The organism is Sinomicrobium kalidii, assembly GCF_021183825.1.
GTDB classification, from domain to species: Bacteria; Bacteroidota; Bacteroidia; order Flavobacteriales; family Flavobacteriaceae; genus Sinomicrobium; species Sinomicrobium kalidii.
This window is the reverse complement of sequence record NZ_CP089211.1, coordinates 2,589,227-2,614,545: the sequence shown is the minus strand read 5'-3', so window position 1 is coordinate 2,614,545 and position 25,319 is coordinate 2,589,227. Positions and strand designations below refer to the sequence as shown.

General features: G+C 45.3%; 24 protein-coding genes. 10 read left to right on the top strand and 14 right to left on the bottom strand.

What is annotated here, in order from left to right; translation table 11 throughout:
- Positions 1 to 6 precede the first annotated feature (6 nt).
- The 4 genes from LS482_RS10395 (at position 7) to LS482_RS10380 (ending at position 4,596) form a co-directional block, all read left to right on the top strand.
- Positions 7 to 342 carry a DUF202 domain-containing protein gene (locus LS482_RS10395; RefSeq protein WP_233031724.1) on the top strand — a complete coding sequence of 112 codons (336 nt, stop codon included), beginning with the start codon at positions 7 to 9 and terminating at the stop codon, positions 340 to 342.
- Positions 335 to 2,356 (top strand): cation:proton antiporter, encoded by a 2,022-nt coding sequence (locus LS482_RS10390; protein WP_233031723.1) that lies wholly within the window; start codon positions 335 to 337, stop codon positions 2,354 to 2,356. Before LS482_RS10395 ends, LS482_RS10390 begins: the two co-directional genes overlap by 8 nt.
- 10 nt (positions 2,357 to 2,366) lie before the next feature.
- Positions 2,367 to 4,151, top strand: a complete 1,785-nt coding sequence (locus LS482_RS10385) for an SLC13 family permease (protein ID WP_233031722.1) — start codon at positions 2,367 to 2,369, stop codon at positions 4,149 to 4,151.
- A gap of 274 nt (positions 4,152 to 4,425) precedes the next feature.
- Complete coding sequence (locus tag LS482_RS10380) at positions 4,426 to 4,596, top strand: hypothetical protein (protein ID WP_233031721.1); 171 nt, start codon at positions 4,426 to 4,428, stop codon at positions 4,594 to 4,596.
- Between the two features lie 477 nt (positions 4,597 to 5,073).
- On the opposite strand, the gene accC is transcribed toward LS482_RS10380, so the two are convergent.
- The 6 genes from accC to pdxA all read right to left on the bottom strand — a co-directional run bounded on the left by accC (position 5,074) and on the right by pdxA (position 10,479).
- Positions 5,074 to 6,426: an acetyl-CoA carboxylase biotin carboxylase subunit gene (gene accC / locus LS482_RS10375; protein ID WP_233031720.1), complete on the bottom strand. Its 1,353-nt coding sequence runs from the start codon at positions 6,424 to 6,426 to the stop codon at positions 5,074 to 5,076.
- Between the two features lie 20 nt (positions 6,427 to 6,446).
- Positions 6,447 to 6,947, bottom strand: a complete 501-nt coding sequence (accB, locus tag LS482_RS10370; RefSeq protein ID WP_233031719.1) for an acetyl-CoA carboxylase biotin carboxyl carrier protein — start codon at positions 6,945 to 6,947, stop codon at positions 6,447 to 6,449.
- A 66-nt stretch (positions 6,948 to 7,013) separates the two neighbouring features.
- Positions 7,014 to 8,012 (bottom strand): beta-ketoacyl-ACP synthase III, encoded by a 999-nt coding sequence (locus LS482_RS10365; RefSeq protein WP_233031718.1) that lies wholly within the window; start codon positions 8,010 to 8,012, stop codon positions 7,014 to 7,016.
- A gap of 341 nt (positions 8,013 to 8,353) precedes the next feature.
- Positions 8,354 to 8,551: a 50S ribosomal protein L32 gene (gene rpmF, locus LS482_RS10360; protein ID WP_233031717.1), complete on the bottom strand. Its 198-nt coding sequence runs from the start codon at positions 8,549 to 8,551 to the stop codon at positions 8,354 to 8,356.
- Between the two features lie 29 nt (positions 8,552 to 8,580).
- Positions 8,581 to 9,114 (bottom strand): YceD family protein, encoded by a 534-nt coding sequence (locus tag LS482_RS10355; protein WP_233031716.1) that lies wholly within the window; start codon positions 9,112 to 9,114, stop codon positions 8,581 to 8,583.
- Positions 9,115 to 9,429: 315 nt separating this feature from the next.
- Positions 9,430 to 10,479 (bottom strand): 4-hydroxythreonine-4-phosphate dehydrogenase PdxA, encoded by a 1,050-nt coding sequence (pdxA, locus tag LS482_RS10350; protein ID WP_233031715.1) that lies wholly within the window; start codon positions 10,477 to 10,479, stop codon positions 9,430 to 9,432.
- A gap of 203 nt (positions 10,480 to 10,682) precedes the next feature.
- On the opposite strand from pdxA, the gene LS482_RS10345 reads away from it, so the two are divergent.
- Positions 10,683 to 11,273, top strand: a complete 591-nt coding sequence (locus LS482_RS10345) for a riboflavin synthase (protein WP_233031714.1) — start codon at positions 10,683 to 10,685, stop codon at positions 11,271 to 11,273.
- Between the two features lie 201 nt (positions 11,274 to 11,474).
- Here the strand turns inward: LS482_RS10345 and LS482_RS10340 are convergent, their stop codons facing one another.
- The 8 genes from LS482_RS10340 to LS482_RS10305 all read right to left on the bottom strand — a co-directional run bounded on the left by LS482_RS10340 (position 11,475) and on the right by LS482_RS10305 (position 19,428).
- Entirely contained in the window at positions 11,475 to 12,260 is a 786-nt protein-coding gene (locus tag LS482_RS10340) for an enoyl-CoA hydratase/isomerase family protein (protein WP_233031713.1), read from the bottom strand.
- A 17-nt stretch (positions 12,261 to 12,277) separates the two neighbouring features.
- On the bottom strand, positions 12,278 to 13,702 hold the full coding sequence (locus tag LS482_RS10335) for a sensor histidine kinase (protein WP_233031817.1): 1,425 nt from the start codon (positions 13,700 to 13,702) through the stop codon (positions 12,278 to 12,280).
- Positions 13,703 to 13,795: 93 nt separating this feature from the next.
- Positions 13,796 to 14,347, bottom strand: a complete 552-nt coding sequence (locus LS482_RS10330) for a CopD family protein (protein ID WP_233031712.1) — start codon at positions 14,345 to 14,347, stop codon at positions 13,796 to 13,798.
- 54 nt (positions 14,348 to 14,401) lie between these two features.
- Positions 14,402 to 15,763, bottom strand: coding sequence for an MATE family efflux transporter (locus LS482_RS10325; RefSeq protein ID WP_233031711.1), 1,362 nt, complete (start codon positions 15,761 to 15,763; stop codon positions 14,402 to 14,404).
- Between the two features lie 287 nt (positions 15,764 to 16,050).
- Positions 16,051 to 17,067, bottom strand: coding sequence for a ferrochelatase (gene hemH / locus LS482_RS10320; RefSeq protein WP_233031709.1), 1,017 nt, complete (start codon positions 17,065 to 17,067; stop codon positions 16,051 to 16,053).
- Positions 17,068 to 17,187: 120 nt separating this feature from the next.
- Entirely contained in the window at positions 17,188 to 17,907 is a 720-nt protein-coding gene (locus tag LS482_RS10315) for a ThuA domain-containing protein (RefSeq protein WP_233031707.1), read from the bottom strand.
- 110 nt (positions 17,908 to 18,017) lie between these two features.
- Positions 18,018 to 18,464, bottom strand: a complete 447-nt coding sequence (locus LS482_RS10310) for a DinB family protein (protein ID WP_233031706.1) — start codon at positions 18,462 to 18,464, stop codon at positions 18,018 to 18,020.
- Positions 18,465 to 18,534: 70 nt separating this feature from the next.
- Entirely contained in the window at positions 18,535 to 19,428 is an 894-nt protein-coding gene (locus LS482_RS10305) for an AraC family transcriptional regulator (RefSeq protein WP_233031704.1), read from the bottom strand.
- Positions 19,429 to 19,627: 199 nt separating this feature from the next.
- On the opposite strand from LS482_RS10305, the gene hemA reads away from it, so the two are divergent.
- From hemA to LS482_RS10280, 5 genes are all read left to right on the top strand, one after another.
- A complete protein-coding gene (gene hemA, locus LS482_RS10300) occupies positions 19,628 to 20,938 on the top strand; it encodes a glutamyl-tRNA reductase (RefSeq protein WP_233031703.1) in 1,311 nt (436 codons plus the stop codon).
- A 66-nt stretch (positions 20,939 to 21,004) separates the two neighbouring features.
- Complete coding sequence (gene hemC / locus LS482_RS10295) at positions 21,005 to 21,946, top strand: hydroxymethylbilane synthase (RefSeq protein ID WP_233031702.1); 942 nt, start codon at positions 21,005 to 21,007, stop codon at positions 21,944 to 21,946.
- Positions 21,947 to 22,112: 166 nt separating this feature from the next.
- The gene (locus LS482_RS10290; protein WP_233031701.1) at positions 22,113 to 23,867 is read left to right on the top strand and encodes a TrkH family potassium uptake protein; all 1,755 of its coding nucleotides are present in this window, start codon (positions 22,113 to 22,115) and stop codon (positions 23,865 to 23,867) included.
- Between the two features lie 81 nt (positions 23,868 to 23,948).
- Positions 23,949 to 24,635 (top strand): potassium channel family protein, encoded by a 687-nt coding sequence (locus tag LS482_RS10285; RefSeq protein WP_233031700.1) that lies wholly within the window; start codon positions 23,949 to 23,951, stop codon positions 24,633 to 24,635.
- On the top strand, positions 24,635 to 25,306 hold the full coding sequence (locus LS482_RS10280) for a uroporphyrinogen-III synthase (RefSeq protein WP_233031699.1): 672 nt from the start codon (positions 24,635 to 24,637) through the stop codon (positions 25,304 to 25,306). The genes LS482_RS10285 and LS482_RS10280 overlap by 1 nt, the downstream gene beginning before the upstream one ends.
- The last annotated feature ends 13 nt before the right edge of the window (positions 25,307 to 25,319 follow it).

Here is a 25,319-nt window from a genome sequence, read left to right as displayed (position 1 = left end):
TAATCCATGAAAAAGATCATCCCGTTCCGGAAAATGCGACTTTTGAGGTTCGGCCGTGATTTTGATCCGGATGAAGAAATCATACTCAGGGATCATCTTTCTGTTGAACGTACCCGTTTATCCAATGAAAGAACCTTATTGTCTTATATACGAACGTTCCTGTACCTGGTATTGGGCGGACTTACATTTATACAACTGGACAGTCTGTACAACCTCAAATATCTCGGGATTTTATCGCTGGTGCTTAGCGTTATATTCCTCATTATCGGTATATACAGGTTTTTGTTACTGAAAAAGAGCTTAAAACAATTTTACTATAAATCCACGGATACAGATGAATAATTTTTTCGAGCATTTACTCCATGAATTCAGTCTGCCTCTGGACAACCCGGTCCTGGTGTTTTCCCTGATACTTTTTATCATCCTGTTATCCCCTATCCTTCTCAAGAAGTTAAATATCCCGGGAATTATAGGATTAATAATTTCCGGGGTCATCATCGGTCCGAACGGTTTAAACCTGCTGGCCAAAAATTCGGCAGTTGATCTCTTCTCGACCATCGGACTTTTATATATCATGTTCATAGCCGGGCTAGAACTGGACATGAACGAATTTAAAGCCAACAGGAACAAAAGCATTTTATTCGGCTTTCTAACATTTATTATTCCCCTGGGTACGGCCTTTCCGGTTTGTTATTACGTTTTGGGCTATGATTTCAACCCGAGCTTTTTAACGGCCAGTATGCTTGCTACCCATACCCTTGTCACATATCCCATAGTAAGCAAGCTCGGGGTGGCTAAAAACCAGGCGGTAGCCATTACGGTAGGCGGCACCGTGCTGGCCGATACTGCTGCCCTGGTAATCCTGGCCATAATACTTGCCGAAAGCCAGGGTACATTAAACCAGTCGTTCTGGATCAGGCTCGGTGTTTCGCTGACCATTTTTTCGGCCATTATGTTCCTGGTAATCCCGAGAATAGCGAAATGGTTCTTTCGCAAGATGGAAAACGAAAAGCACTCGCACTATATTTTTGTATTATCGGTGGTTTTCTTCGCTGCTTTCCTGGCAGAAGTGGCCGGTGTAGAATCCATAGTGGGGGCATTTGTGGCCGGGCTTGCACTAAACCGGCTCATTCCGCATTCTTCCGCCCTGATGAACCGGATAGAATTTATAGGAAACTCCCTGTTTATTCCCTTTTTCCTCATCAGTGTGGGAATGCTGGTGGACATTACCGTTATTTTAAGCGGTCCGGCAGCCCTGGTCGTAGCCGGAATACTAACTGCCGTAGCTTTATTCGGCAAATGGCTTACCGCGTGGTTAACAAAATTCATTTTCAAGTATTCCAATACCGAACTGCGGCTCATATTCGGGCTGAGCAGTGCCCGGGCCGCCGCTACACTTGCCATTGTACTGGTGGGGTACAAAGCCGATATCCTGGATGAAAATATCCTTAACGGTACGGTTATACTTATATTGATAACGTGCATCATAGCATCGTTCGTTACGGAAAAAGCAGCCAAGCAAATTGTAATAGCCTCCGACGAAGAGCTTGAAATGCCGGATGATTCCATATTGTATGACGAGCACATCCTCCTGCCCATTGCCAACACATTAAATATGGACAAGGCCCTGGAGTTTGCCATTTTAATTAAAGACAAAAAATCCACTTATCCGTTATCCATACTCACGGTAGTCCCGAATAACCTGGAAGCCGAAAAAAATGTTGCCAAGGCGAAAACCAAACTGGAAAGCTTTACAAAAGACGCTGCCGCATCAGAAACAAAAACAGAAGTCATCGCTACCATAGACTATAATGCCTCCAGCGGAATTGCAAGGACTGCAAGGGAAATTATGGCTAACATCATTTTACTGGGCTGGCCCCGGCGAAAAGGTTTTGTAGACAAGCTTATAGGGGAAAAAATGGAGCACGTGCTCACCTATACCGATAAAATGCTCTTTATATGCGATTTGAAAAATACACTGGTCAACCATAACAAGATATTTATTGCGGTTCCTCCGTTGGCCGAACTCGAAAAGGGTTTTGAATTATGGATCGATAAGGTTACAAAACTCGGACAGGAACTGAGCATTCCCATTATATACAGTTGCAATAAAGATACGGAAAAGGCCATTACTAAATACAATAAACTCAACTACCCCAATTCCAACAGCAAATTCAGCAATTTTAAAGGCAGGGACGGCTTTTTCGGTTTTTCCGAACAACTAACCGCAGAGGATCTGTTTGTCCTGATTTCGGCCAGAAAAGGTTCGGTTTCCCATATAAACACACTGGACAACCTCCCAGCTAAACTCGAAAAGCACTTTTACAAAAACAGCAAGGTCATTATTTACCCGTAATTATAAATTTATGGATATCCATTTAGTAATAACCTTTTGCATCATTGCCATTGGCATTTTCCTTTTTGTAAAGGATTACTTTTCCATAGATACCACCTCCATTCTGATCATGGCCCTGTTTATCGTAGCAGGGGTGCTGAGCCCGGAAGAGGGGTTTTCGGGCTTCAACCATCCGGCCACCATTACTCTGGGCTGTATGTTTGTTGTCAGTGCAGGAGTGTTTCAGTCAGGTCTGCTGGACGGCATCAGCACAAAACTGGTAAGGATAGCCAGAATAAATTACTTTACCGCCCTGGTTATTTTCTGCCTTACCGCTGCGGTATTCTCCGCATTTGTGAATGATTCGGCCGTAGTGGCATTATTACTGCCCATAGCTTTAAAAGTATGCCGGGAGAGTAAAACAAGCCCTTCGCGCTTACTCATCCCCATTGCCTTTGCCGCGCTTTTCGGCGGTACGTGTACGCTTATCGGTACCTCCACCAATATCCTGGTAAGCAGTTATGCGGAAAAATACGGGCTGGACGGTTTTGGGATGTTCGAATTCAGCCTGCCCGCACTTTGTATTGCTGCCGTGGGTTTTGCCTATGTTCTTTTTGTCGGCCCTTTTTTGTTGCCCAAACGCAAAACCACCTCATCCGGGCTCAGTGAAGAAGCGGAAAAATACGTGACGGAGATCGTGGTGGAAAAGGATTGCCGCGATATTGAAAAACCCGTATTCGACTCCAAATTGGTCAACGAGTTTAACGTACAGATACTGAGCATTCACAGAAACGGACACAATGTTTCTGCCATCAGGCAGGCTACCGTACTAAAAGAGGGTGATATCCTGAAAGTAATTATCCTTCCCGAAACCCTCAATACTTTCCGGAGTGTAAAAGGTTATAAGATCAAGGGGGATTACTCGGACTACGGTTTTAAAACTGACAAAACGGATAAAGATGAAAGAAGCCTGTATGAGGTGATCATCCCCTTCGGATCTTCACTTGCGGGAAATTCGCTCCGCGCCATCAATTTCCGGAGGAAATACAAGTCATCGGTACTCGCCATCCGGCACCGGGGAGAGATCGTTCTTGAAAAACTTTCGGACATAAAACTGATGGAGGGCGATATGCTGCTCATTCTCGGTTCACGGGAAGAACTGGATGTCCTGATCTCGCAAAGACTGGCCATAATGCTCTCCGAATATAAAAAGAACAAGATCAACCTGCGAAAAGTTATCCCTGCCCTTCTTATTGCCCTCGGTGTGGTATTGGCCGCCGCCCTTAACCTTACATCGATACTGATAAGCAGTATGGTGGGATCTTTATTGCTTATTACCACGGCTACCTTAAAACCGCAAGAGGCCTATAAAGCCGTGGAATGGAAAGTGATCTTTATGATGGCGGGCGTGCTCTCCATGGGAACGGCACTGGAAAAGACGGGAGGTGCAGAAAAAATAGCACTCCTGGTGCAGGAAAGCCTGGGCCAGTATGATCCGCGCATCACCCTGAGTCTTTTATATTTTATTACGTTCCTCTCTACCAATGTACTTTCCAGCAAGGCTACGGCTGCATTGATGACCCCAATTGTCATAAATCTCGCATCGGCAATGGACATCAGTGAAAAACCGTTCCTTATCGCCGTAATGTTTGCCTGCTCCCTTACCTTTATGACCCCTGTAAGCTATCCTACCAACACGATGGTGTATGCTCCCGGAAATTATCGCTTTAACGATTTTTTACGCATAGGGACACCGCTCAATATCATCACCTGGGTAACCGCCTCGTTCATTATTCCGCATTTCTTCCCATTTTAACAGCACATTATCGATATAGATTTGTTTTATATGTCAAAAAATATACTTTTGTAAGTAACAAAAGTACAGATACAAGGCACACGTCTTTATCTTTTGTTCTTTGCCCTACCGAAAGCCCTTTTCCCCGAAGTGATTTACTACCCCGTGGCTTCGTACAGGTGTCCGGATTTTCCAAACACCCCGGGTACCTTATGTTCCAAACAACCGCTAAACCGGCAAAAGGTTTTATCTCCTTTTTGCACGGACAGGAACTAATATTATAGCAACCACGGATATGATTGAAAAACACAGGAAAGAACTGGAAAAGCTCCCCGATGAAATTAAACACGAAATAAACAAGTGCCTGGAAATATACAAGGAGCTGGAAAGATACGACAGCGGTGATATGGACATAAGCACCCTTGAAAAAACATTGGGAAACATTCTGGACAGATACGAGATCTAACACATTCCGGTACCCGGAGAATGCAGGGAACGGGATTATACCTGATGTTGCTTCTCATATCCGGGAAATACTGCAACAAAACAGGGCTTATTTCTGAAAAACCTGAATAAAATCGGATTTTGGATATGGGATATGAGATGTAAAGCCTATGATCTGTGACTATAAGATGCAGTCATTAAATCGTTTGCTGTTACAGGAGGTTGTTCAGGCATTGCTTTACCGGGATTTCAGATATGCTGAAAATCTTTATGGCTTTTAAGATTTTCCTGGTGACAATACCCTGTAACTTACAACGTACAACCCCTTTTCATTTCCGGATTAACACATTACAATAGCTTTTGCACCGTCTACAACATACGGGCATGATCCTGAACAGCTAACTAAAAGCTGTTTAAAAATAAAGCCCGGAACACAAACCAAAGTGTCCCCGGGCTTTATTCTTTTTTATATGTATAACAGAACTATTACAATAATTCCCTATTCTTCTTCCATGGGTTTCATTTCGAAATCCTCCATAAATTTAGTAGTGTAGTTCCCCGTAATATAATCGGGATGGTCCATCAACTGCCGGTGAAAAGGTATGGTGGTCTTTACTCCTTCAATGACGAATTCATCAAGGGCACGTTTCATTTTGTTTATGGCCTCATCCCTGGTTTGTGCCGTAGTGATGAGTTTGGCGATCATGGAATCGTAGTTCGGCGGAATAACATATCCGCTGTACACATGGGTATCCAGCCGCACGCCGTGCCCTCCAGGAGCATGTAATGTAGTAATTCTACCGGGAGAAGGGCGAAAGTCATTATAAGGGTCTTCCGCATTTATTCTGCATTCAATAGAGTGCAGTTTCGGGATGTAGTTTTTCCCGGAAATAGGGACTCCCGCCGCAACGAGTATTTGCTCCCGTATCAAATCATAATCTATGACCTGTTCGGTAATGGGGTGTTCTACCTGGATCCGCGTATTCATCTCCATAAAGTAGAAGTTGCGGTGTTTGTCTACAAGAAATTCTACTGTTCCGGCCCCTTCGTATTTTATGAATTCTGCTGCTTTTACGGCCGCTTTCCCCATTTTTTCGCGGAGTTCATCGGTCATGAATGGTGAAGGCGTTTCTTCGGTCAGTTTCTGGTGGCGCCGCTGCACGGAACAATCCCTTTCGGAAAGGTGGCATGCTTTGCCAAATGCGTCACCCACAATCTGGATTTCGATATGACGGGGTTCTTCGATGAGTTTTTCCATGTACATCCCATCATTGCCGAATGCCGCAGCAGATTCCTGCTGGGCGCTTGCCAGTGCCTTTTCCAGATCCTCTTCTTTCCATACGGCGCGCATTCCTTTTCCCCCGCCTCCTGCGGTGGCCTTAAGCATCACGGGGTATCCCATTTCCTTGGCCAGTTTTGCCGCATCTTCATACGATTCCAAAAGCCCTTCAGAGCCGGGAACCGTAGGCACACCTGCCTTTTTCATGGTAGCTTTGGCCGTGGCCTTATCACCCATTTTTTCGATCATCTCGGGAGAAGCACCGATAAATTTAATATCGTGCTCGGCACATATCTTGGAGAACTTGGCGTTTTCGGAAAGGAATCCGTACCCGGGATGTATGGCGTCTGCATTAGTGATCTCAGCAGCCGCGATAATGTTGGACATTTTCAGGTAGGACATATTGCTGGGGGGCGGGCCTATACAAACCGCTTCGTCTGCAAAACGCACATGCAGGCTATCGGCATCTGCCGTGGAATAAACGGCTACCGTTCTTATCCCCATTTCCTTACATGTACGGATTACACGAAGTGCAATCTCCCCTCGGTTTGCTATCAGTATCTTTTTAAACATCTGCTGAAATTTAAAATTTCTTATGATGGGTCAACTAAGAACAGAGGCTGGTCGAATTCCACCGGAGAGGAATCATCCACTAACACTTTCACGATCTTACCGGAAACCTCGGATTCTATTTCATTGAACAACTTCATCGCTTCAATAACACACAGCACATCGCCCTGCTTAACAGTACTTCCCACTTCTACAAAAGAAGGCTTATCCGGAGATGGCTTTCGGTAAAAGGTCCCTATGATCGGGGATTTTATGGTAATATATTTATCATTGTCGTTTTCTGCCGGAGCTCCTTCGCCCGGTTGAGCGGGGGCTGAAGGTTCCTGGGGCTGTTGTTGTACCGGCTGTTGCGGTACGGCAGCAGTAGGAGCAACCGGAACCTGTTGAATAAACGCGGTTTCTGACGAACTTCCTTCCGTGCCGGTCCTGATAGTGATCTTTACATCGTCCATCTCCAGCTTCACTTCACTGGCACCTGATTTGGCTACAAATTTGATCAGATTTTGAATTTCCTTTAAATTCATGATTATTTGTTTTGTTAGTTTTTAATCCTTTTTCCGATTCCCCGTAGCGGGATGATCTGCGGGATATTACCGGGGATTATAAGCCCATTTGAGGTATACTGCACCCCAGGTAAAACCTCCTCCGAAAGCAGCAAATATAAGGTTATCTCCTTTTTTTAATTGTTTTTCGTAATCGTTCAACAGCAAAGGAAGTGTTGCTGAAGTCGTGTTCCCGTATTTCTGGATATTGACCATCACCTTTTCCGGGTCCAGCCCCATTCTTCCGGCGGTTGCATCGATGATTCGCTTGTTGGCCTGGTGGGGCACAAGCCACTGTACATCTTCTTTGGTCAGGTCGTTCCGCTGCATTATTTTCTCCGCAACCCCGGCCATATTGGAAACGGCAAACTTAAATACGGTCCTTCCGTCCTGGTATACAAAATGTTGCTTGTTTTTCACCGTTTCTTCAGAAGCGGGCAGCATGGAACCGCCGGCTTTCATATTTAAGAACGCTCTTCCCGTTCCGTCAGACCTCAGGTATTCGTCCTGAAGCCCCAATCTTTCTTCATTGGGTTCGAAAAGAACAGCTCCACCCCCGTCACCGAAAATGATACAGGTGGTACGATCGGTATAATCAATGATGGACGACATCTTATCTGCACCGATAAGCAATACTTTTTTATACCTTCCGGATTCTACGTAGCTTGCGGCAGCAGACATCCCGTACAAAAAACTGGAACAAGCCGCTTGTAAGTCATAAGAAAAGGCGTTGACCGCCCCGATTTCCGTCGCCACATAGGCCCCGGTAGATGCCACTAAAAGATCGGGCGTAGCCGTGGCCATGATCACCAGGTCAATGTCTTCCGGATTTATATTTGCCTTGCTGATAAGGTCTTCTGCAGCTTTTATGGCCAGATAGGAAGTTCCTTTTCCTTCTTCTTTGAGAATACGTCTTTCCTTTATACCCGTTCGTGTCGTTATCCATTCGTCATTGGTCTCTACCATGGTTTCCAACATCTTATTGGACAACACAAAATCCGGAACGTATGCCCCTACAGCGGTAATTGCTGCCGTTTTTCTACTCATAGTTTAATTTCGTTTATACCAAAGCCGCGAAACCGAAGAAAACCAATACGAAACCACACCCCTCACCGATGCTTCTATTTTTCCATTCCGGATATGTACAGCTGTTCAACTCTGGTATTTTCTATGTTAATCTCTACTTTCAAACCAAATCCCAATCACACCGCTTCCCGTAAAACACTTTCCATCTATCTGTCTGCATCCGACGGGGTTTAACTCTGTGAAATTATTAATTTTCTTTGAATTTCGGTGCAAAATAGTTGGTTTTTACTATTTAGAAAAATATTTCCTCATAAAAAAAACCCTCACACCGTGAGAGTTTTGCTTTTTCCAGATCGTTATTCTTACGCCACCTCTTCGGCAGTATTATCGATCAACACCTTGCCCCTGTAGTACAACTTACCTTCGTGCCAGTGAGCCCTGTGATACAGGTGTGCTTCTCCGGTAGTGGAATCTACGGCAATTTGAGGAACAGTCGCCTTATAATGTGTTCTTCTTTTATCTCTTCTCGTGCTGGACTGTCTTCTTTTAGGATGTGCCATTTTTAGTCTATTTTAAAAAATTTCGCTTTTTATTTGTCTGTTAAAAGTTTTTTCAGGGTGTCCCATCTGGGATCTGTCTCTTCGCGTTTTGTTTTGGTTTCACCGGGTTGTAATTCTTCCAGTTTCCGCAAAATCTCGGAATCCATACTGCCGTCTTCTACACCGGGATGTATTTTTTTCACCGGAACGGAAAGCACCGCCATTTCATAAATATACTGTGCCACGTTGACATGGTGTTCCCCGTGGGGAAGAACGAGCACTTCTTCATTTTCATCGTTATATTCTTCGCCAAACTTTACGATAAGATCCAGCGCTCCTCCTATTTTCAGGTCAAAAGGTTCGTTGGAAAGGTCACAGTTTACATTTACCGTGCCTTCCGTACTGAAACCGAACTCCAGCATATTGATTTTCTTGTGCAGGACTATATCCACCTTTAACGATGCGTCGTTAAAGTCAGTATAATCAAACCCCTCAAAGAACAAATTATCAATCCGGTGTTCAAACCGGTGCTCTCCCTGTTTCAACCCTGCAAAAGGAATATCGAACTCCTTGAACTTCTTCATTTTAAACAACAGTTTATCTTCGCATCATATTCCGAAACCTCCTGGTGCCGGGAACGGGTGTGCAAAGATATAAATTTTTATTAATGACCAACTTACTACACTCTTTTTTTACCCGTATTTTTAATTTCACGGGAATTTCAGCGAAAAAAAATACATAAAAACGGGGTTTTACCGTTTTTTTCACCGATTATCCACCCTCTTTATAATCAAATTTACATAAAGAAAACGGAAAATCTCCCCAAAATCACCGGATTAACAATTATTAACGCATCTTCTTCTTCGCCGGGTATTGGTCATATCAGCTTGTTTTCCGGTTTATTTATTGTTTGCAGATAACTTATTAAGCGGGTTGGCACTTATTTCCCCGTATTCCTCGCGGTTCCGGAATATATGTATGGCCGTAAAGACGGCTTCCTTGAGCGACTGGAAATCTGCCGTACCCTTACCTGCTATTTCATAGGCCGTTCCGTGATCGGGCGAAGTTCTCACCTTATTCAGTCCCGCAGTGTAGTTTACCCCTCTGCCAAAGGAGAGCGTTTTAAAAGGTATGAGCCCCTGGTCGTGATAAGCTGCCAGGACGGCATCGAACTTCTTGTAGTTCTCCGAGCCGAAAAAACTGTCTGCCGAATACGGGCCGAAAACCATCATTCCCATTTCAAAGAGTTCTTTTACCGTAGGTTTCAGCACCGTGTCATCCTCTTTGCCGATAACCCCGTTATCTCCGCTGTGCGGGTTTATCCCCAATATGGCTATCCTGGGTTTGCGTATCCGGAAATCGCGGACCAGGGAATCGTGTATTTTACCGGTTTTCTTCAGGATCAGGTCTTTGGTAATATTCCGGCTTACATCTTTTACGGCAATATGATCGGTTAAAAGCCCTATTTTCAACTGCTCGGTAACCATGAACATGAGCGCTTCCCCGGCCAGCTCCCTGGCCAGATAATCGGTATGTCCCGGAAAGTGGAATTCATCCGACTGTATGTTGTGTTTGTTTATCGGGGCAGTGACCAATACATCCACCTCATCATTTTTCAGGGCTTCCACGGCTTTTTTGAGGGACAGGAGCGCATATTTCCCCGCTTCCTCTGTTTCCTCCCCGAACTCTACCTTGGGCGCATTTTTTGAAATGTTCACGATATTGATCTTCCCGTCGACCACCTGGGACGCTTCATACACACCATTATAACTAATATCCAGCCCGAAATGTTTTTTCTGAAAGGCAATCACCTTGTTGGACGCAAAAATCACCGGAGTGCAAAACTCCAGCATACGGTTGTCTTCAAAAGCCTTCAGGACGATTTCGACACCTATTCCGTTAATGTCTCCGATTGAGATCCCGACACGTATATTGTTCTTTATTTTCATCTGTATGTTTTTCTGACTGAAAACCGATAAAGGATGGCCGGTGTATTCCTGCTATCCATCTCCCGGTCTTCGGTCACATTGTTATTCACAAAACCAAATCAAGGATACGACATATTTGTCGAAATTTAACAAAAGTAAAAGTGTACGGTGGTTTTATAATTCATTACTTTTACAAAGCAAAATTAACCAATAAATACGAAAGAATGTTCACAGGGATCATCGAAGAACTCGGAACGGTAACAAATCTTGAACCGGATGGGGACAATTTGCACATATCCATTAAAAGCAACATCACACCGGAACTGAAAATAGATCAGAGCATTTCGCACAACGGAGTATGTCTCACGGTGGTAGCTATAGACGGGCACGAATATACCGTAACGGCTATCCGGGAAACCCTGGAAAGGTCGTGCCTCGGCAAGCTCAAAAAGGGGGATGCCGTAAACCTGGAACGCGCCATGAAACTGGGCGACAGGCTGGACGGACATATCGTTCAGGGCCATGTGGACCAGACCGCAGTCTGTACGGATATTAAAAATGTGAACGGAAGCTGGCTATTTACTTTTACCTACGATCGTTCAAACAACAATATTACCATAGAAAAAGGCTCCATTACCATTGACGGTACCAGCCTTACCGTGGTAGATTCAGGAACCGACACTTTTAGTGTAGCCATTATTCCCTATACCTATGAGCACACTAATTTCAGAAATTACAAAACAGGCACGGAAGTCAACCTGGAATTTGATGTGGTAGGAAAGTATGTGGCCCGCTTGCTGGAACTTCAGAAATAACCGGGGCTGTACATTCATTGCAGAGCATTCAACTTTTTATCGCCATAGCGCAGGTCGGACTATGATCCAGAGGGCATAAAACCACTATGAGTGCCATGAAAAAGGCTTCGGAATTTGTTTAAGCCAAATAAATCCCGAAGCCCGGATTTTCTCCATAGTATCGCATAAGCTCCCTTTTAGGAGAAAGATGTATTCCGTCAATTATTTTCCCGGAAATTCCGCTTTCCGCTTTTCCAGAAAGGCTGTTGTCCCTTCCCTGAAGTCCTCCGTACCGAAGCAGCTCCCGAAGGCTTTTATCTCGGCCTTATACCCGTCCACACCATCTTTATAGCCGGCATTGACGGCCTGTATGGCCGCTGCTATAGCCACTCCGGAATTTTTACTGATCTTGAGCGCCAGATCCTCACAAAAATCCAGCAGCTCTTCCTGGGGGACCACATGATTTACCAGACCATAGGTTTTCGCTTCTTCCGCATTGATCATTCCGGCGGTCATGATCATCTCCAGGGCTTTTCCTTTCCCTACGAGCTGGGGCAACCGCTGCGTGCCTCCGTATCCGGGGATAACCCCGAGCGACACTTCAGGAAGCCCCATCCTGGCATTGGGTGAAGCCACCCGGAAATGACAGGCCATGGCCAGTTCGAGCCCGCCCCCCAGGGCAAAACCGTTTACGGCAGCAATTACGGGAGTGCGGAGGTGTTCTACAAAGTCGAAAAGCAAATGCTGTCCCTTGGCGGCAAGTGTCTCGCCCTCGGTCACGGAAAAATCGGCAAACTCCGATATATCCGCCCCGGCAACAAAGGCTTTCTCCCCGCTTCCGGTTATTATTATCACTTTGATATCCGGATCTTCGTCATTTTCCTTAAAAGCGTCGTGCAATTCGGCTATGGTCTCCCTGTTCAGTGCATTGAGTTTTGCAGGGCGGTCTATGGTAATAAATGCTATGTGGTTTTCTTCTTCTACGTAAATATTCTTGTATTCTTCCATATATATTTGTTTTTGCTTTATTTGTTGTGTTGTGCCTTTGGAAAAATAATGGTAAATACGGTTCCCCTGCCCGGTTTTGAAGTAAAGTTAATACTTCCTTTATAGTTTTCCACAATATTCTTTACCATTCCGAGGCCAAGCCCCATACCGCTGGTTTTTGTGGTGAATTTGGGTTCGAATATCTTGTCGCGGTTTTCTTCGGCTATACCGATACCGTTGTCCGCTACCGTAATCTTCACGGTCTGCCCTTCCGAACACACGGAAACCACCACTTTCGGCTCCCGGTCTTCCGGAATGGCCTGTATGGCATTCTTCACCAGGTTGGTAATTACCCGGACGAGTTGTGTGCGGTCCATCTTAACAATAACCTCTTCCCTGTGGGCAGTAAATACAATATAGTCTTCCGTAAAAATATCAAGGGCCAGCCTTACTATTTCCACAACGTTCAGGGTTTCATTTTGCTGTACGGGCATGCTGGCAAAATTGGAAAAGGCCGAGGCTATACTGCTCATGGTATCGATCTGCTGGATAAGCGTTCGGGAAAATTCGTTGAGCTTTTTTTCCATATCCGGGTCGGAGGGGTCAAACTTTCTCTGGAAACTTTGCACGCTCAGCCGCATGGGGGTAAGCGGATTTTTGATCTCATGGGCCACCTGACGGGCCATTTCGCGCCAGGCCTGTTCCCTTTCGCTCCTGGCCAGTTTTACGGCACTTTCTTCCAGAACGTCCACCATGCTGTTGTATGAATTTACCAGATTGTATATCTCTTCACTGGCGTGCCGCAACATGATCCTTTTGTTTGCGGCACGGGAACTGAACCTGGTTTCCTGCAACTTATCACTGACGGTCTTCAGCGAACGGGTAATGTATTTGGAAATGAAATAGGCCAGGAAAATTGCTGCGATAAGGATGAATATATACACTCCCCCGAGCCGGAACAGGAAAGAACGGAGCTCCTTGTTATTGAAAGAATCATCCTCAAAATACGGAATATTGAGTATCCCGATGGGCTTGAAACGCATGTCGGTGATGTAGGAATAGGAAGCCCGGAAACGGTCGCCGGCCGCAATGTGCCGTTCTACATAGCGCTTACGCGGATTCATTGCAATTTTATCCAGAATGGTGTCGCTGATCTTAAGTATCGTGGAATCTTCTTCGGAATATGGCCTGGAACTCTTGATAAGATCTCCCTCAAGGTCATAAATATTAAACGAAACATTCTGGACATCGGCAATCTTGTATATCTCTTCCCTGAAAATATATTGCAGGTTTTCGGTAGTTACAGGCCAGGTTGTGGTTTCCAGTGTATAATTTATACTTGCAATTACCTGGTCTTCCTTGCGTTCCAGGCGTTCGTTATGGTACTCGTTTGACTGTTGCTTGAACTGCAGCACCGTAACCCCGGCAATAAGCACAAAGGCCACGACCACTAGCAATATCATGGCGATAAAAATACGCAGCCTTAATGACATCCTCTTATCCACGCTTACTATTTATTGTATTGGTTCTGCAAACTGCAAATTCCGGACCATGTTTCAGGCATCGGGGTTTTTGTCCCTGATCCGCTTGTAGAGTTTAATGCCCAGCATAAGCAATATCCCCAGCACAAGAATGCCCAGCACCCCGAAAATCCAGTTGATGCTGTTTTTCAGTATGACAAGGAAAACGATAGCAAAAAGCAGGATGGTGGCCCCCTCGTTCCAGATACGCATAAACCCGGAGGAATATTTTACCTCGTCCCTTTGCAGCTGTTTAAAGATCTGGTGGGTTTTTAAATGATACCCGATAAGCAGCAACACAAAAAGGAGTTTGACATGCATCCAGCCCATACTGAGCCACGAAGGATAGAGAAAGAGCAGCCACACGGCAAAGACAACGGCAAGTATGGCAGACGGCCAGGTGATAATAAACCACAGCCGTTTGGCCATAAGCTTTAACTGTTTTCCTAGAATCTCCTTTTCGGGGGACGGTTTCCGAAAGGCTTCAACCTGGTAAACAAACAGGCGGGGAATGTAAAACAGGCCTGCAAACCAGGTAATCACAAAGATGAGGTGCAGTGCCTTTATATAATTATAGTATTCCGTCATTGCTTTTTATTTACTCCGTTAAATTTAGGAATAATATCCGTACTTATGCAAAACTCAGGAATCTGCCGGAACCTCCCGCTTTAATTTCAGCCTGATCTCCTTGTTGAGATAAAATCCGGTGACAAGGGTGGAAAGAAGGTCTGCAATGGGAAAGGATATCCACACGCCCAGTTCTCCGTAAAAATTCGGCAATACGAGAATAAGGGGTATAAAAAAGAATCCCTGCCGTGTAAGCGTGAGGAGGAGTGCAGGTATCGCCTTGCCCACGGCCTGGAAATAGGCCGCCCCGATAAGTTGTATGGCTATGATAGGTGTTGCCGCAAAAACCCATCGCATGGCCGAAGGGGTCTGGTTCACCACTTCAGCATCTGTAGTAAATACCCGTACAATGGTATCGGGGAACAGCATAATAAATATAAACACCAGCAGGGCCAGCAAAGCGGCATATTTTATGGCTATATTGATACTCTCAACCACCCTGCCGTACATCTTTGCCCCGTAGTTGAACCCGGCAATGGGCAGAAACCCCTGTGTAACACCGAGCACCGGAAAAAGGGCAAACATGAGCATCCGGCCGATAATGGCATACACGGTTACCGACGATTCTCCTCCCAGATGATACAATATGTTATTCACAAAAAGATACGTAATGCTCACCACGGCCTGCCTGGCCAAGGTAACAAATCCCAGCGCCCCTATTTCCTTTACGATATCGCGTTGCAGGGCCAGGTGTTTCCAGTTGAGTTTCAGTTCGGAATTGCCGGAGCGGAAAAACCAGAGGATATAGACAAAACACAGAAAATACGATCCCGTAGTAGCCCAGGCCGCGCCATACATACCGTAGTCGAGCAGGTTGATGAAGATATAATCCAGAAGCAGGTTTCCTACCGAAGGGATCATCATGGCCACCATACCGAACTTGGGCTTGCCCTCGGCCCGGATAACCGTATTGCCCATCATGCAAAGTGCAAGTACGGGCACTCCGTACAATACAACAACATAATATACCTTGGCAGGATCGAAGATAGCCCCCTTACCCCCGAACCCGGGAACAATGCTGTCTACAAAGATCAGTCCCGCCGTTACAAAGGTCAGGGTAACAATAAGGGTCAGGGTAATCTGGTTGCCAAACGTACGCAGGGCCTTTTGGTGGTTATTCGCCCCCAAGGCCCTGGAGATAATAGAAGATCCTCCTATACCTATGGCCATCCCCAATGCGGCAATAAAGAACGATACCGGTAATACCACATTAATGGCCGCAATGGCAATAGAACCTATCCAGTTGCCCACAAATATGGTGTCGATCAATATGTTAAGCGACATCACCAGTATACCGATAGAAGCCGGAACAGCCTGTTTTATAAGTAGTTTGCCTATAGGTTCCTCCCCAAGGTCTTTCGAAGAAATTTTCCCCATGATATTTTCTTAGGATGGCAAATTTCCGAATCCGGGACGCAAAATCCTATCTTTCCTCTATTTCTTTTGCAAAGCAATTATAAGATCACCTTTAGATCCGGAGCATACGGAATCTGCCCTTTACGCTGTATAATTTAACGGAATCCGATTTAAAAAAGATGCAAATTACTGACTGTAATACTGTTAACAAATCGTGTGACAGTCAGCCCAAAATAAATCGAACGCACTATTAATATAGTCGGAAAGAGGCGCTAAATATTTTACACATCGCCCCTTTTTCTAAAATCTTATTGGTCTGCCCATTCGTCCATCCAGCGTGAAAGTACCTTTACCCAATCTTCCCGGTCATTTATACAGGGGATCACATGAAATTCTTCACCGCCCTTTTCCAGGAAATCCTCCCGGGCTTCCATCCCTATTTCCTCAAGGGTTTCTAAACAATCGGAAACAAAGGCCGGGGTAACAATGGCCATTTTTTTAGTGCCGCTTTCAGCAAATCCGGCTACGGTATGGTCGGTATACGGCCGCAACCAGGGGTCTTTTCCCAGCCGGGACTGGAACGATGTGGAATATGTCCCCTCCTTCAGCTCCAGGTAGGATGCCACCTGTCTCGTAGTTTCGTAGCACTGGTGACGGTAACAAAAACGGTGTGCGGGGGAAGCGGTCTTACAACAGCTTCCGTCTATCTTACAATGGGATTTGGTAATATCCGATTTTTTAATGTGCCTCTCGGGCACGCCGTGATAGGAAAACAGCAAATGTTCCCACTCCTTTTCCCGTAGCGCATCTTCTACGGAGGCGGAAAGCACCCGGATATAGTCGGGATGATTATAGAAAGCGGGCATGGTGGTAAAACTCATTTCCGGGAAGTACTTTTTCCGGAGTTTTTCGGCCAGGACCAATATCGTTTCGGTGGTGGCCATGGCAAATTGGGGATAAAGCGGAATCAGCAACACTTCCGTAACACCCTTCTGTTTTAACTCTTCCAGACCTGATTTTAGCGAAGGGTTCCCGTAGCGCATGGCCAGGGCAACAGGTAAAGATACCATTTCCTGTACTTTTTCCTGTAAACGCCGGGACAAAACAATAAGGGGCGAACCTTCTTCCCACCAGATCTTTTCATATGCTTCGGCCGAGCTTTTGGGCCGGGTCCTCAGAATCATTCCTTTTACGATAAATGCGCGCAAAGGCCAGGGAACGTCAATCACCCTTTTATCCATCAAAAATTCATCCAGATATTTCCTGACATCCTTTACATCCGTACTGTCCGGTGAGCCCAGGTTCACCAATAAAACACCCTTCATCTTCTTGTTTTAATTTTCGGATAAAAATAGGCATTATTTGAGGTTTGACAGGAAAGCCTCTCCATTTTTTTATCGATCGGGATATAGTCGATTCCTATCCGGACCAAACCTCCTGCCCGACTAACGATACAGGCAGTATTTGATTCCTTCCAACAGGTGTTTTACAAAAGCTTCTTCACTATAGGATGCTTTGGTATGCCCGCCCCCGGTGTAGAACGAACGTCCTCCGGCAAATTCCTGGTACCATGCAATGGGGTGAGATTCGCCGTTAGTGCCTCCTTCATATGAAGATTCATCCAGGCTGAGCAATACTTTAATATTGGGACTGATATTCTTGAAGTTATACCATTCATCTGTTCTTGTCCAGGTATCTCCGAGATGGGCACAGGTAGAATGTGTGGGAACCTTCACCTTTATAACCGCTTCCTGGATTTCGGGGTGATTGTCAAAATACGCCCCTACGAGCATTCCGTACCACGGCCATTCGTATTCCGTATCGGATGCAGCATGCACCCCTACAAAGCCACCGCCTTTCTCCATAAAAAATTCGAAAGCCCTCTGTTGTTCCTTATTCAATATATCGCCCGTGGTGTTCAGAAATACTATGGCATTGAAACGGGACAGGGAATCTTTGGTAAAGACGGAAGCATCCTCGGTATGGATCACATCAAACCGGTTTTCCTCTCCGAGTTTTTCCAACAGTGCCACACCTGTTTCTATGGACTTGTGGCGGTATCCTTCGGTTTTTGTAAAAACCAGTACACTTTGCTGCTTTTGTGCATAAAGTCCAAATGACATGGTGGTAAGCAACAGGACCAGGAGAGCTGGGGTTAGTTTCATTCCGATATATTCTGATTAGATATTCTGTTAACGTTTACTATGAAATGTTCCGTATTAAGGATTCCAAATTTAACGATTCATTACGGATTATACGACCTGTCCGCCAGTTTTTAACGCATTATTTGTTTAAGGTGATGCTCCGTATGATCCGCATAGTCTTTCATCAAAAACCTCAAATCCGCCTGTTCCCCGTTTTCAAAAATCACCTTTCGGCTCAACATATGCCCGGTTTGCTGCTTCATAATACTCAAAATCCGCGTATTGACGGCCATCCATAACCCCAGTATTTCCTCTACCCGGGCATCCTGGTAGTTATTGGCCTTCACCAGTTCGTCCTGATCATAACCTCTTACCCTGTAGATCCCGTTGTTGGGATATTGAATTTCGGTAAACCGCTGAAGATTATTGACCCCGGAATCCACAAGGTGCCCCAGGATCTCCTTTCCCGACCATTTGTGTTCCGAAGGCTTGTACTCCAATTTTTCAGGAGAGGCAGTGGCCAGGAATGCCTCTGCTCTTTTAAGCTGATTTTCAAGTCTCGATATAACTTCTTCCATTGTTTTTAAAAGCAGGAATCCGGAAAAGCAGAACAGAACACTTAATCTGACCCTTTCCAGCTTTGAAGACCTATCCCGCGAGCGACATCAGGTATTTTTTGGGCGTAGTACCATATTTTTTCTTGAAGGCCGCAATAAAATGACTTGCCGTACTGTACCCTATCTTAAAGCCCACTTCGTTGACATTATGCGCTCCGCCTTCCAGCATTTTCCGGGCGTATTCCATTTTGTAATCGAAAAGGAAACTGTATACCGAATCCCCGTAAATCTGTTTAAATCCCGTTTTCAGTTTTTTAAGGTTGAGCCCTACCTCATTGGCCAGAGTTTCGAGCCCTGGCGGTTCGGCCATATTGGCTATGATAATATCCTTGGCCTTCCTGATCCGGGCCACATTTTCTTCATCCACCAGAAACGGACACTGCTCCGTATCAGCATCCTCGGGTTTGTTGAAATACAACCCCATCAATTCATAGGCCTTTCCTTTCAGATAAAGCCGTTTTACCGAATCGTGCAGGTTATAGTGGATGATCTGGTTGAGCACCACCATCATTGCCGGGGTGATCTCCATATCGTTATAATATTTCTTGTCCTTGTTCTCTTCGCTCAGAAAGTGAATATAGTCCGCTTCGTGCGAAAAAAGGGAATGGAACTTTTTTATGGAAATCAGGATCGAAATGAGTTGCGATTTCGGACTCATTTCCAGGTCAATGGGCAGGTCGCGCTGCGGATTGTAAAGCAACAGCGACTGTTCTTCGGCCACCTGTAGATGGTATCGCCCCCCGTTAAAATTAAACCTGGAACTTCCCCGGAGACAAAAGTGAAACTGTATAAAGCTGCAATCGATCTCCTTGATGAGATGCTGATCAGTATTTTCTTCATTTTGAAGTCGTAAGATGGAAAAACCCTCTTCCAGCTGTATCTCATCAGCAGAACTTATAGCGATATTTTTATCTTCTACAACCATGATCAAATTCACTTATTTATTTAGAATTATTCTAAACTGATATTTTTAAAACCATTGATTTTACTACAAATTTAACGCATTTCGGCAATAAACCCCTTCAAAACGGGAAAAATTTCCTGCAGCGGCATAAAAAGTCCTTTGAGCGTTATTTTTTTATCCGGCTGAATTTTACTTTTGTTGCGATTTTAGATGTTACCTAATGGAAAATTACAACCTTAACAGGGGAAAATATTTTTACGTTGTAGGACTGAGCTACAAAAAAGCAGACGAGGAGATAAGAGGTAAATTCAGCCTTGGCGAAGAGCGAAAAAAAGCTTTGCTCCGTCAGGCCGGCAAAGAAGGCATTGATGAAATACTTGTAATTTCCACATGCAACCGTACGGAAATATACGGTTTTGCACAACATCCCTTTCAGCTCATAAAATTACTTTGCGACAATTCCAACGGTAGTGTGGAGGAGTTTCAGGAAGTGGCCTATGTCTATAAAAGTAATGAGGCAGTGACCCATATGTATCGCGTGGGGACCGGCCTTGACAGCCAGATCCTGGGCGATTTTGAAATTATTGCCCAGATAAAAAAGAGCTTTACGCACTCCAGGAAAGCGGGAATGGCCCATGCCTTTCTGGAACGCCTGTGCAACTCTGTCATACAGGCCAGCAAACGCATTAAAAACGAAACCGACCTTTCTTCGGGTGCTACTTCCGTTTCTTTTGCGTCGGTACAGTACATTCTCAACAATGTAAAAAACGTATCGGAAAAAAACATTCTCCTTTTCGGAACCGGTAAAATAGGCCGGAACACCTGCGAGAACCTTATAAAACATACGGGAAACGATCACATTACCCTCATCAACAGGACCAAGGGCAAAGCCGAAAAGATAGCGGGAAAATTCAACCTTACGGTAAAAGACCACGGCGAACTCGCTTCGGAAATTGAAAAATGCGACATCCTCATTGTCGCTACGGGCGCCCAGTCGCCCACCGTCCCGGGAAGCCTTATCCTCGAGGGAAAAGAATTGCTTATCCTCGACCTCTCCGTTCCCAAAAATGCAGACAGCAGCATTTCAGGTATGGAGAATGTCACCCTGGTTCATTTGGATTACCTTTCGCAGATGACAGACCAGACGCTTGAACGCAGAAAAGCATTCATTCCCGAAGCTGAAGCCATCATAGACGAAATAAAAACCGATTTTATGGAATGGCTCGGCACCAGGAAATTCGCACCTACCATAAAAGCCCTGAAAAAGAAACTGAAAACCCTCAAGGATGCCGAAGTGGATTTTCAGCGCAAAAAGATCGATGATTTCAATGACAAACAGGCAGAGATCATAGGCGACCGTATCATACAAAAAATCACTACACATTTTGCCAATCACCTCAAGGAAAACAATGCTTCGGCCGATGAAAGCCTGGAACTGATCCAGAAGGTTTTTCAACTGGATGACCTCAACGGGGCAATATCCGAAAACCGAAAATCCTCCGGGACTTCCGTCCACCGTGAACAGACGTGATTACCGAAAGTACAGGTAACGTAAAAACCACCTTTCCCCGGGAAAAAAACGGCTAAAACCAAGTGCATGGAAAAAACCATAAGAATAGGAACCCGAGACAGTGAGCTTGCGCTTTGGCAGGCCAAAAAGGTCAGGGACGGGCTTGAAAAACTGGGATGCCGTACTGCAATTGTCCCGGTCAAATCGGATGGCGATCTTATCCTGGACAAACCGTTATATGAGCTCGGTATTACGGGGATATTTACCAAAACGCTTGACGTGGCCATGATACGGGGACAAATAGACGTCGCAGTGCACAGCATGAAAGATGTGCCCACCACATTACCCGAAAGTATCGTACAGGCTGCCGTACTCCAACGGGCGAATACTGCAGACATCCTGGTACACAAAGGCGACCTTTCTTTCCTGGAAAACAAGGGTACGGTAGCCACGGGAAGCCTTCGCCGCAAAGCACAATGGCTATATCGCTATCCCGGCCACAACGTTGAAAACTTACGGGGCAATGTCAATACCCGTATGCGAAAATTACGGGACAACAACTGGCAGGGGGCCATCTTTGCTGCTGCCGGACTGGAACGGATCTCTCCTTTTGAAGGCACCGGCATAGACCCCGCACACTGCACGCCGCTGGACTGGATGATCCCGGCCCCTGCTCAGGGTGCCATGGTGGCCGTAGCCATGGAAAAAGACACGTATTGCCGGGAATGCCTCGCGCAACTGAATCACCGGGAAACAGAAATATGTACATATATAGAACGCCAGTTCCTCAGGGTACTCGAAGGCGGATGTACCGCCCCGATAGGTGCCATAGCTGCAATCGACGGAAAGACCGTATCCCTTAAGGGTATCCTCCTGTCCCCGGACGGACGCCGGAAGTTTTCCGTCAAACGCGAAGCCCCCTTGCATGACCACCACGACCTCGGCAGGGTATGTGCCCGGGAAATTCTGGACAACGGGGGAAGAGAAGTTATGGACAATATAAGAGCCAAAGGTGACATAACCCCCTAAAAACAGTACCTTCACGACATTAATTGATGTACACCCCTTTTATTTTTTCAAAAACCGCTTCAAGATTTTTAGTTTGTTATAATTTATTATGAAATTTGCACCACGCTTGTTTGCCACTCATATCCCGATGATTAGGGAGAAGAGCGGAAAATATTTCGGATAAAGGATGCCTAAAAAAAATTTAAAAAGTTACAAAAGCCCTCTTTCAAGGATCTATGGCTTTACGGATGTAATCCTCATTGTCTTTTTGATCTTCGATTTCGGATATGAATCGGATTATCACCTGATCTATAACAAATCGCTGGTATTGCTGGGCATAGCCGTTGCACTGATCATCCTGAATTTTGCCAGGCTGTATATCTCCAAAGAAGCTCCCATTAACCGCATGTACAAGGCTAACCTGATCGTATTGATCAGTACCGTAGTCATTACCCTGGCGACTTTCTGGATAGGTGATTTCAACAGCATTCACAAAATAAGGGAAATATCCTACCTCATCGACATTGGGTTGATCCTGTATTTCCTGTTGAGGCTCACCCACTTGCTCCGGAAACTGTATACCGTTTACCACAACCCTCTTATACTGTTTATAGGAAGTTTCATCGTTATTGCCCTCATAGGATCTTTTCTGTTGATGCTCCCCAATGCCACCACCAACGGTATCCGTTATATAGATGCCCTTTTCACTTCTACAAGTGCGGTTTGTGTAACAGGCCTCATAGTGATGGATACGGCAACGGACTTTACATTCCTGGGACAGACCATTATACTTACCATAATACAACTCGGAGGTATCGGTATGCTTACTTTTACCTCTTTCTTTGCCTTTTTCTTCAAAGGCGGAACCTCTTTTCAGGAAGGCCTTAACGTCAAGGACATTATGGGCACCGAGCGCCTCAACGATGTTCTGAAAATGGCGGTAGAAGTAGTTATCTTCACCTTCGGACTGGAATTGGTTGGTGCTGTTTTTATCTATTACAGCATTCACGACATCCCGGACATTCAAAACAAATTGTTCTTTTCGATATTCCACTCCATTTCTGCATTTTGCAATGCCGGTTTTTCCATTCTCTCAGAAGGGTTTTACGACAACAACATAAACCACTCCTACACTTTTCAGTGGATTATCATCTATCTTATCATCTTCGGCGGACTGGGATACAGCATCGTCTCTAACTTCATAAAATATTTCAAGCGCCTGGTGCTCAATCTCATTGTCCACCGGAAGTTCGTACAGCCGGTAAGGGTACTTACGCTCAATTCCAAGATCGTTATAGCCACTACTTCCGTACTGCTGTTTTTCGGTACCATATTCATTTACCTGGGAGAAACAGGGAACATACTGAAAGATCATGAAAGTCTCTGGGGCAAGATAACCACGGCGAGTTTTACGTCCGTGACCACAAGGACTGCCGGTTTCAATACCGTGGATTTTGCCGACCTGACCATGCCGGTCATCCTCTTCATTATCCTGCTGATGTGGATTGGGGCATCTCCCGCCTCTACCGGAGGGGGGATAAAAACCAGTACCTTTGCACTGGCAACGCTCAACATTATTTCCATGGCCAGGGGTAAGGCACATATAGAGATCGGCACACGTAAAATCAACAACCAATCCATAAAAAGGGCGTTTGCCATTATCTGTATCTCCCTGATCGTTATCGGAAATGCCATATTGCTGTTGCTCATATTCGAAAAGGACCTCTCACTGATACAAGTGGCCTTTGAAATATTCTCGGCATACAGCACCGTGGGATTGTCGCTCGGTATTACGGGAGAACTCAGCGACCCCAGCAAGTATGTAATTATTTTTGTAATGTTCTTCGGCAGGATAGGCCTGCTCAATTTATTGATAGGTATGCTGCGGCAAATTCAGCATAATTTCCACAGGTACCCCGAAGAAAATATTTTAATAAACTAACAAAGTCGGAGGGAAGCGTGTCCGAAGTCAGAAAAAATTTCCGGCTTCAGCCACCAGGTTCCTGACTTAAATACAAAAGAAATGAAAATCATCATCATCGGACTGGGAAACTTTGGGTCATCTCTGGCCGTATATCTTACCGAAATGGGAAATGAGGTCATCGGTGTAGACAATAAAATGGAGAAGGTAGACCGTCTCAAGGACACCATTGCCCATACGGTATGCATGGATGCCACTAACGAGATGGCTTATGAAGCTGTTCCTGTAAAAAATGCGGACATTGCCGTCATTGCCATAGGAGAAAACGAAGGGGCCACCATTATCGCTACCGCCATCCTCAAAAAACTGACCGATGCAAAAATCATAAGCCGGTCCCTCTCGCCCATTCACGATACCGTCCTGCACGCCATGGGGATAAAAACCATTGTCCATCCGGAACAGGAGTTTGCCGAGGCCCTGGCCAAAAAGATCAACCTGAAGAGCATGATCAACAATTTCGAACTGGACCCCAACCACTCCGTTTCCGAGATCCAGGCGCTGTCTGAATTTGAAGGAAAAACGCTCCAGGAGATCGATTTCCGGAACGAATATAACCTCAACATCATTACCATCATCCGAAAAGAAACGAAGACTTCCTTTTTCGGGACGAGGCAATCCCTCGGTAAGGTGCTGGGAGCAGTAAACAAGGACACTGTGGTGCAGGCGAATGATATCCTCGTGGTTTTCGGAGCTAACAAGGACATTGCCAAATTTTGTTCTATCGAATAATGCAGGACGTACCCCGCATATTATCCACCAAAAAACTGCTCCCGCGTCAAAGAGAACTTTTACTCCATGCCGGCTTTCGCATGACAGAGGCCGATTTTATTACAATCGGGTACAAGGAGATGGATCTCAGTGCGGTTAAGGACCACCTTATTTTTACAAGCCGCAATGCCGTAAAAAGTGTCCTTCAACATAAAGACAGTGCCGTATTAAAACAAAAAAATTGCTTCTGCGTAGGTAAAAAAACCAGTGCCCTGCTGGAACAACATGGCTTTAACGTTACCGTACAAGCTGATTATGCAAAAGAACTGGCCTCGGAAATCGTTCAAAAACATGCTGGTCCCGGTTTTACATTTTTCTGCGGTAACCTCAGAAGAGGAGACCTTCCGGATACCCTTACCAGACACCATGTCGATTTCAACGAAATAGAGGCCTATACCACCAGACTTACACCGCACAAAATAAAAACACCGGTAACAGGCATCCTCTTTTTCAGCCCCTCCGGGGTCCGAAGCTATCTGAAAGAAAACACATTGGATCAGGAGGTCTGTTTTTGCATTGGCACCACAACTGCCGATGCGTTGAAAGACCGGACGGAAAATATTGTCATTGCCAATATTCCCGACGTGGAAAGCACCATAGCCCGTGCCGCAAAATATTTTAAAAAAATATAACGCTTATACAAAA

Coding starts and splice junctions, on each gene's coding strand:
- LS482_RS10395 (WP_233031724.1), top strand. CDS start 7: ATGAAAAAGATCATCCCGTTCCGGAAAATGCGACTTTTGAGGTTCGGC.
- LS482_RS10390 (WP_233031723.1), top strand. CDS start 335: ATGAATAATTTTTTCGAGCATTTACTCCATGAATTCAGTCTGCCTCTG.
- LS482_RS10385 (WP_233031722.1), top strand. CDS start 2,367: ATGGATATCCATTTAGTAATAACCTTTTGCATCATTGCCATTGGCATT.
- LS482_RS10380 (WP_233031721.1), top strand. CDS start 4,426: ATGATTGAAAAACACAGGAAAGAACTGGAAAAGCTCCCCGATGAAATT.
- accC (WP_233031720.1), bottom strand. CDS start 6,426: ATGTTTAAAAAGATACTGATAGCAAACCGAGGGGAGATTGCACTTCGT.
- accB (WP_233031719.1), bottom strand. CDS start 6,947: ATGAATTTAAAGGAAATTCAAAATCTGATCAAATTTGTAGCCAAATCA.
- LS482_RS10365 (WP_233031718.1), bottom strand. CDS start 8,012: ATGAGTAGAAAAACGGCAGCAATTACCGCTGTAGGGGCATACGTTCCG.
- rpmF (WP_233031717.1), bottom strand. CDS start 8,551: ATGGCACATCCTAAAAGAAGACAGTCCAGCACGAGAAGAGATAAAAGA.
- LS482_RS10355 (WP_233031716.1), bottom strand. CDS start 9,114: ATGAAGAAGTTCAAGGAGTTCGATATTCCTTTTGCAGGGTTGAAACAG.
- pdxA (WP_233031715.1), bottom strand. CDS start 10,479: ATGAAAATAAAGAACAATATACGTGTCGGGATCTCAATCGGAGACATT.
- LS482_RS10345 (WP_233031714.1), top strand. CDS start 10,683: ATGTTCACAGGGATCATCGAAGAACTCGGAACGGTAACAAATCTTGAA.
- LS482_RS10340 (WP_233031713.1), bottom strand. CDS start 12,260: ATGGAAGAATACAAGAATATTTACGTAGAAGAAGAAAACCACATAGCA.
- LS482_RS10335 (WP_233031817.1), bottom strand. CDS start 13,702: ATGATATTGCTAGTGGTCGTGGCCTTTGTGCTTATTGCCGGGGTTACG.
- LS482_RS10330 (WP_233031712.1), bottom strand. CDS start 14,347: ATGACGGAATACTATAATTATATAAAGGCACTGCACCTCATCTTTGTG.
- LS482_RS10325 (WP_233031711.1), bottom strand. CDS start 15,763: ATGGGGAAAATTTCTTCGAAAGACCTTGGGGAGGAACCTATAGGCAAA.
- hemH (WP_233031709.1), bottom strand. CDS start 17,067: ATGAAGGGTGTTTTATTGGTGAACCTGGGCTCACCGGACAGTACGGAT.
- LS482_RS10315 (WP_233031707.1), bottom strand. CDS start 17,907: ATGAAACTAACCCCAGCTCTCCTGGTCCTGTTGCTTACCACCATGTCA.
- LS482_RS10310 (WP_233031706.1), bottom strand. CDS start 18,464: ATGGAAGAAGTTATATCGAGACTTGAAAATCAGCTTAAAAGAGCAGAG.
- LS482_RS10305 (WP_233031704.1), bottom strand. CDS start 19,428: ATGGTTGTAGAAGATAAAAATATCGCTATAAGTTCTGCTGATGAGATA.
- hemA (WP_233031703.1), top strand. CDS start 19,628: ATGGAAAATTACAACCTTAACAGGGGAAAATATTTTTACGTTGTAGGA.
- hemC (WP_233031702.1), top strand. CDS start 21,005: ATGGAAAAAACCATAAGAATAGGAACCCGAGACAGTGAGCTTGCGCTT.
- LS482_RS10290 (WP_233031701.1), top strand. CDS start 22,113: ATGCCTAAAAAAAATTTAAAAAGTTACAAAAGCCCTCTTTCAAGGATC.
- LS482_RS10285 (WP_233031700.1), top strand. CDS start 23,949: ATGAAAATCATCATCATCGGACTGGGAAACTTTGGGTCATCTCTGGCC.
- LS482_RS10280 (WP_233031699.1), top strand. CDS start 24,635: ATGCAGGACGTACCCCGCATATTATCCACCAAAAAACTGCTCCCGCGT.